General features: G+C 76.3%; 3 protein-coding genes. 1 reads left to right on the top strand and 2 read right to left on the bottom strand.

The window, feature by feature from the left end:
- Both ABZ641_RS26390 and ABZ641_RS26385 read right to left on the bottom strand, forming a co-directional pair.
- Positions 1–1,617, bottom strand: a 1,617-nt coding sequence (locus tag ABZ641_RS26390) for an AAA family ATPase (RefSeq protein ID WP_359985530.1), incomplete at its 3' end; no start/stop codon positions are given.
- A 505-nt stretch (positions 1,618–2,122) separates the two neighbouring features.
- Positions 2,123–3,259 (bottom strand): glycosyltransferase family 4 protein, encoded by a 1,137-nt coding sequence (locus tag ABZ641_RS26385; RefSeq protein ID WP_359985528.1) that lies wholly within the window; start codon positions 3,257–3,259, stop codon positions 2,123–2,125.
- A gap of 373 nt (positions 3,260–3,632) precedes the next feature.
- On the opposite strand from ABZ641_RS26385, the gene ABZ641_RS26380 reads away from it, so the two are divergent.
- On the top strand, positions 3,633–4,605 hold a 973-nt coding region (locus ABZ641_RS26380; protein ID WP_359985525.1), incomplete at its 3' end, for a glycosyltransferase.

Genomic DNA, 4,605 nt, shown 5'->3' with positions numbered 1-4,605 from the left:
GGAGCGGCGGCCCTCCTCGGACCGCGCGGAGGCGGTGGCCGTGCGGCCCACCAGCAGCGCACCGGTGCGCAGCCCGTCCCGCTTCAACCGGCGCCCGGAGGGGCCGATCGTGCCGAGCAGCGCCACCCCGGCGACCGGCACACCGGTACGGGCCAGCAGCTCGGAGACCCGGTCGGCCTGCTCCGGCGTCACGTTGCCGGCCATCGCCGTCACCAGCACCGCGTCGGCGTGCTGCACGAGGTCGTAGGCGTCGTTGGCGTGCAGCAGCGGCGAGGTGTCGATCAGGACCACGTCGGCGTGCTCGCGGGCCCGCCGCAGCACCTCGCCGGCCCGCAGCACCAGCGCCGCCGGGTACGCGGTGGTGTTGCCGCCGGTGATCAGCCGCACCCCCTCGGTGCCGGTCTCGCGGATCAGGTCGTCCAGCGTCGACAGCCGTTCGCCGCTGAGGAGTTCGGCCATGCCCGGACCGTCGCCGACGCCGAAGTGCAGATGGGTCTGCGGGTGCCGGAAGTCGCAGTCGAGCACCAGCACCCCGCGGCCGGTCTCGGCCAGCGCGGCCGCCAGGTTGGCGACGGTGGTGGTGCGGCCGTCCCCGCTGCGCCCGGACATCACCAGGATCACCGGCGCGGGACCGCCACGGCCCCGGGCGGCCGGCTCGGTGCCGGGCCGGCCCGACAGCGACTCCGGACCGGTGAGCAGCAGGGTCGAGCGCAGCGAGCGGTAGGCCTCGGCCGCCGGGTCGGACGGGCGGGCCACCACCAGCGGACCCCGCAGCCGGCGCAGCCGCCGGGAGAGCTGCGGGATCTCGCCGATCACCGGCAGGTTGAACGCCTCCTCGGTGGTGTTGCGGGTCCGCAGCCGGGTGTCCATCCGGCTGAGCATCACCGCGGCGACGACGCCGAGCGCGAGGCCGAGCACGACCGCCAGGGTGAGGCGCACGCCGCGGCTGGGCGAGCTGAGCAGGCTGCCGCCGGCCTCCTTGGCGTCGATGCTGCCCCACTGCTGGATCGCGTCGGTCTGGCTGTAGTTCTGCAGGGTGCTGATGTCGGTGAGCGTCTTGGTGAGCGCGTTGAGCGCGGCCGTCAGCTGCGGCTGGAGCTTCGGCTGGTCGGCGGAGCCCGCCTTGGTGAAGGCGTGCTGCAGGTTGTTGACCTGCTCCTGCTGGGTGTCGGCCTGTGCCTGGAGGCGCTTGATCGACTCGTCGGCGCTCTTCTTCGACTCCTGGCTGTAGCCCGTGATGGTGGCGTCGGACAGCGCCGCGGCCAGGTCGGTGCATGACTGCTGGGTGGGGCCGGTGGTGGTGAAGACCAGCATCTGGGTGGAGGCCGCGGCGACGGTGCGCCGGGCGGCGAGCGCGGCCACGTCCGTGACGTGGAGCTTCTTCGCCGCGGTGGTCGTCACGTCCGAGCCCTGCGCGTAGCTCAGCACCTGATCGGCCCGGACGGACTCGCCGGCACCGGCCACCGGGGTGATCGCCACCTTGCACTGCCACTTGCCGTCGTCCACGGCGTCGCCCGCCGGCGTCAGCAGGAAGCCGATGATCAGCGCGGCGAGGGTGCAGCCGACGAGCAGCCGCCAGTAACGCCGCAGGACGGTGAAGTGGTTTGCCGGTTCCACCGGTTGGTTCCCCTCGCGATCGTGGTGCGGGTACGCGGGACACCGGCCCGGCCCGCCTCGGCGGACCCCGGTGCCGCCGGGTGCGGCAGGGTCGGGTGCGGCGGCCCCCCGGCGCCGGGCCGGGGGAGGACGCGATCAGGTGGCGGCGGCCGGTAACGCGGTGGACCGGCGCGGACCGTCCGGCAGGACGGCGCATCGTGGCAGTCGTTGTGACATCAGGCCCCCTGACGGCGTCACCCACCCGGCCGCCCCGGCCCGGATGCCTCGCGCGGATCGCCGTACCCCCCGGCAGCCCGTTTCCCCCTGCGATGCTTGCCGTCCCGGACCTGGGGCGCAAGCGCTTTGGCGATTCTCGGAGGGGCACATTTCGGCCCTCCCGCGCGCCCTGCCATGGTTGTGGCGGCTTTGTCCGCTTTCCGTGGCATGTCAACTCCGGTGCGCGGGGCGGCACTTCGGCACGGATCCGGTGTGGTCCGGTGTGGCCCCGGCGCGGCCCGGCGCGGCCTCAGCGGCCGGCCGGCACCCGGCGCAGCGACCGCTCGTAGAAGCCGACCATCTGCCCGCAGACCTGCGCCAGCGTGAACGAGGTGAGGAACCGAGCCCGGGCCGCCTTCACCCGCACCCGCGCCGCCGCCCGATCGTCCAGCGCCGACACCAGCGCCGCCGCCAGCTCGGCCGGCCGCTCCGGCGGCACCAGCAGCGCGTAGTCCTCCGAACCGACGGTCTCCCGCAGCGCCGGGACGTCCGCGCACACCAGCGGGACCCCGACCCCCATCGCCTCCATCGCCGCACTGCCCAGCCCCTCCCACCGGGAGGGCACGGCGAACGCGTCCGAGGCCGCCATCAGGTCGTACACGTCGCCGCGCGGGCCCAGGAAACGCACCTGCCCGGCCCGCCCCGCCAACGCCTCCAACCGGGCGGTCTCCGCGCCCGGGCTGCCCGCCAGCAGCAGCACCGCCTCCGGCACCTGCCGGCGCACCCCCGCGAACGCCTCCACCAGCACGTCCAGCCCCTTCTGGTACTGCTGCCGGGCGGCCGCCAGCACCACCGGGGTGTCCTGCGCCAGCCCGAGCGCGGCCCGTACCGCCGCCCGCCGCTCCGGTGTCACCGACCCGAGCAGCTCCGGGTCGCGGCCGCGCGGCACCACGTCGATCCGGTCCGGCGAGACCCGCAGCCGCCGCGCCATCGACGAGGCGACGTGCCGGGTCAGGGCGTGGAAACGCCGGGTGCCCTGCGCGGTCGCCGCGTCCACGGCCTGCGCCGCCCGCACCTTCCACGGCGACAACCCGCGCGCGTGCAGGTGCTCCGGCCCGTACGAGGAGTTGACCAGGCTCGACACCACCGGGGTGCCCGCGGCCAGCGCCGCCGCCCGGCCCAGCACGTCCGCCTCGTACAGCGTGGTGTGCACCAGGTCCGGCCGGTGCTCGCGGACCAGCCGACGCAGCGCCGCCGCCCGCCCTGCCCGACCCGACCCGTGCACCCCGAACACCCGCGCACCCGCCGCCACCAGCTCCGGCTGGAAGCCCCCCGGCGACTCCTTGAGGTACGCGACGTCCAGGCGCACGCCCGAACGCACCAGGTGCGGGGCCATCGCGGCCAGGCCCTGCTCGGCACCGCCGATCCGGTGCAGGCTGTCGATCACATAGAGCACATGCACAGCAGCGACCCCCCGGGAACACCGGCGCGGCAGGTCTCCCGTCCGTCCCGCGCCCTGACAGGCGCTCAGCATCCCAGCCCCGGCCCGCCTCCGCCAGGAAAACCGCCACGACGCCGCACCGCACGCCCCGGGCGGGAGCGGGCAGCACCTCAGGGGCGCGGGGAACTGTGCAGTCCGAGGGTGGTTACGACAACAGAAGGGGCCGGCCCCGATTCGTACGGCGGGCCACATCCGAACTGCGCAGTTCTCCCCCGGCCTTCGGCCGGGAGGTGCCCCCACGCGTCCCTGGGGTGCTGCCCCTGAGGTGCACCTCCCCGAACGCCTGCGGGCGGTGGGCTGGCTGTGCCAGGGTCGGGGGATGCCAGCCGCCGAGTCCGCGCGTCCCGCCGTCCTGCACCTGGTCACCGACCCGCGGCGGCGCGGCGCCCAGAACCTCGCCCGCGACCTGCACGCCGAACTGCTCCGCCGCGGCCACCGCTCCGAGCTGCACTCGCTCCAACCGCACGCCGACGCCCCGGACGCCCCCGGTGCCCCCGCCGGCGGGGACGCCGAGCCGCTCGGTCCGGGCCGCTACCACCCGGCCACCCTGCGGGCGCTGCGCGCCGCCGCCCGCCGCGCCGACGTGGTCGTCGCCCACGGCTCCTCCACCCTGCCGGCCTGCGCCGCGGCGCTGTTCGGCAGCCGCACCCCGTTCGTCTACGTCAACATCGGAGACCCGCGGCACTGGGCGGCCTCCCCGGTCCGCCGGCTCCGCACCGGCCTGCTGCTGCGCCGTGCCGCCGCCGTGGCCGCGATCTCCGACGGGGCCCGCGAGGTCCTGCTCGACCACTACCGGCTGCCCGCCCGCAGCGTCCGCACCATTCCCAACGGCCGTGCCGCCGACCGCTACCCGCCCGCGGCGGACGAGGCCGACCGGCAGACCGCCCGCGCCGCCCTCGGCCTGCCCGCCGAGGGCCCGCTGCTCGCCTGGGTCGGCGCGCTCGCCCGCGAGAAGCGCCCCGACCTCGCGCTGGACGCCCTCGCCCTGCTGCCCGGCGTCCACCTCGCGGTGGCGGGCGACGGCCCGCTGCGCGCCGAGGCGGCCGCCCGCGACACCACCGGCCGGGCGCACTTCCTGGGCGCGCTCACCGATCCCGCCCCGCTCTACCGGGCCGCCGACGCCCTGGTGCTCACGAGTGACAGCGAGGGCGTGCCCGGGGTGCTGGTGGAGGCCGCGCTCGCGGGTCTGCCCGCCGTCGCCACCGACGTCGGCTGGGTCCGTGACGTCGTCCGGGACGGCGTCACCGGCAGGCTCGTCCCGCCGGGTGACGCGGCCGCCCTGGCCGGCGCCG

Source organism: Kitasatospora sp. NPDC007106 (assembly GCF_040634455.1).
GTDB classification, from domain to species: Bacteria; Actinomycetota; Actinomycetes; order Streptomycetales; family Streptomycetaceae; genus Kitasatospora; species Kitasatospora arboriphila.
The sequence above is the reverse complement of the archived record's forward strand: the minus strand, read 5'-3'. Positions and strand labels throughout refer to the sequence as shown.